The following is a 2,171-nucleotide window of genomic DNA, read 5'->3' as shown; positions in this document are numbered from 1 at the left end:
ACGAAAGTGACGCCGGATGCCTTGATCGCCTGCAGGTCGACCGGGGACAGCAGAAAGGGTTTTGCCGGATCGCGCGTGGCTTCGAAACTGTTGGCCGCGATGTCGCTGACAGAACCGATGGGAGTGCCCTTGGCCGAGCCCACATGGCCGGCCGGATCCGCCAACTCGCAGACGTCACGGACGGTAGGCGCCGCGCTCGAGGTGATGTCGAAGACGGTGCCGTCACGCACGGTGACCACCATGGGATGGGAGACATCGCCGCTCCTGGCGCGCCCGACAAACAGGCCTTCGGAGGGCAGATGTGTCGGATTGGTCATGAGTTGGGTTCCTCGAATGGATCGAAAATTCTGGCCGGATCGGCGCGGCACTTTCACCGGATTCCACTCAAAGGTCTATCCCGTCCGGGGGCAAATTCGAGCTGCCATAACCGGTTCTTCATTGAAGCCGTCCCTTCAGAAATGTGAAATCCGCGTCGGGTTTTATTGCCGACGGCAACTGTACCTCAAATGCGAGATCGCCGTTCACAGCAGCGCAGTACTCTGAATCCGCTTGACAGTTTCACAAATATGAAAAATCCTTAGTCAATTTCAAAATCCTGGGACGGGCAGGTCGATGTCGACCCTAGTTGCAGCACATGTGCCAGAGACCCGGGCTTCATCGGGCTTCCGGTTCGCCATGTTGCTGCCCGGCGCGCTGGTCACTTTCCTGCTGATCCTGTTTGCGCTTGGCCTGGTGCTTTTCCTCGCCTTCCGCGGCAATGACGGGTCGCTGCTTGGCGCCGGCTTCAGCCTGGCCAACTTCATCACCGTGGTTTCCGATCCGCTGTACTGGATGGTCACGCTGCGCTCGCTGATCATCGCCGCGCTGGTCACGCTGGCCACGGTCGTCACCGCCTACCCCGTCGCTTACTATCTTGCCTTTCACGCCGGCCGGCGGCGCGGCCTGCTGCTGTTCCTGGTCACGCTGCCGTTCTGGACCAGCTATCTCCTGCGTGTCTTCGCCTGGAAGATCGTGCTGGCCTACAATGGGGTGTTGAATTCGGCGCTGATCGAAAGTGGCATCTGGTCCGAGCCGACACTGACCTTCCTCAACACGCCCGCCGCTGTCGTCGTCACGCTCGCGCACGCCTATGCGCCGTTCGCCATCCTGCCGATCTATGTGGCGCTGGACACGATCCCGAAATCGTTGATCGAGGCCGCTTCCGATCTGGGCGCGAGGCCGTTCACTTCCTTCCGTCGGGTCGTGTTGCCCAATTCGATGCCGGGCGTGCTGGCCGCCGCGCTTGTCGTCTTCGTGCCGACGGTCGGCGACTATGTCACGCCGGCCATGGTGGGCGGTCCGGCCAGCACCATGATCGGCTCGCTGATCCAGTCGCAGTTTGGCAAGGCCAATGACTGGCCGTTCGGCGCAGCCCTTTCGGTCTGCGTCATGCTGGTCATCCTGCTCGTGGTACTGGTCGCGCGCGGCGCGGACCGCCGGTTTGGCAGCCGCACATGAAAACAGGGCGCGCCAGCATGAAACGGGATGGCCGCTGGCTCGGCCTCTATGTGCTTGCCTATCTGATCTTCCTTTATCTGCCGGTCCTGCTGATCCCGCTGTTTTCCTTCAACGATTCCATCCAGGCCGCGTTTCCGCTGCAGGGCTTCACGCTGCAATGGTATGCCACGCTCTACGGCAATCCGGCACTGTCGGGTGCGCTCGTCAACAGTCTCGTCATCGGCGCCATCGCGGCCTCGGGCGCCACGCTGTGCGGCATCACCGTGTCCTATATGGATCTCTATGGCCGCTCTCCTTTGGCCGCCACCATCAGCGCCATCGCACGGCTTCCGATCCTCATCCCCGGCGTCATCGTCGGCATATCGTTGCTGATCCTTGTCAACCTGATCGGCCTCGGGCCATCGCGCATCGCCATCGTTCTCGGCCATATCCTGGTCGCGTTGCCGACCACCGTGGTCATCATGCGCAGCCGGTTCGCCGCCATCCCCAGGACCGTTCGCGAGGCAGCCCTCGACCTTGGCGCTTCCGACTGGACGACGTTCCGGCGCGTCATGCTGCCGCTCAGCCTGCCGGCCGTGCTGTCGGCCTTCATGCTTGCTTTCCTGATCTCCTTCGACGAATTCATCGTCGTCTTCTTCCTGGCCGGCACCGAGCCGACATTGCCGCTCTACATC

At 62.1% G+C, this 2,171-nt stretch carries 2 protein-coding genes and 1 pseudogene; 2 read left to right on the top strand and 1 reads right to left on the bottom strand.

Features of this window, described 5'->3' with window-relative positions:
• Positions 1 to 317: pseudogene (locus EOA36_RS33955) on the bottom strand (fumarylacetoacetate hydrolase); the annotation flags it as partial.
• A gap of 295 nt (positions 318 to 612) precedes the next feature.
• On the opposite strand from EOA36_RS33955, the gene EOA36_RS33950 reads away from it, so the two are divergent.
• Together EOA36_RS33950 and EOA36_RS33945 are read left to right on the top strand one after the other, a co-directional pair.
• Positions 613 to 1,497 carry an ABC transporter permease gene (locus tag EOA36_RS33950; RefSeq protein ID WP_127281071.1) on the top strand — a complete coding sequence of 295 codons (885 nt, stop codon included), beginning with the start codon at positions 613 to 615 and terminating at the stop codon, positions 1,495 to 1,497.
• The coding region (locus tag EOA36_RS33945; protein WP_189553507.1) for an ABC transporter permease at positions 1,494 to 2,171 on the top strand (678 nt) is incomplete at its 3' end. The genes EOA36_RS33950 and EOA36_RS33945, both read left to right, overlap by 4 nt.

Origin of the sequence: Mesorhizobium sp. M8A.F.Ca.ET.021.01.1.1, from assembly GCF_003998025.1 — a bacterium.
In the GTDB taxonomy this organism is placed as follows: Bacteria; Pseudomonadota; Alphaproteobacteria; order Rhizobiales; family Rhizobiaceae; genus Mesorhizobium.
Note: the sequence above shows the minus strand (reverse complement) of the source record. Positions and strands in the feature narration are given on the sequence as shown.

Bases quoted from the DNA above. Each gene is read 5' to 3' on its own strand.
- EOA36_RS33950 (WP_127281071.1), top strand. From the start codon at position 613: ATGTCGACCCTAGTTGCAGCACATGTGCCAGAGACCCGGGCTTCATCG.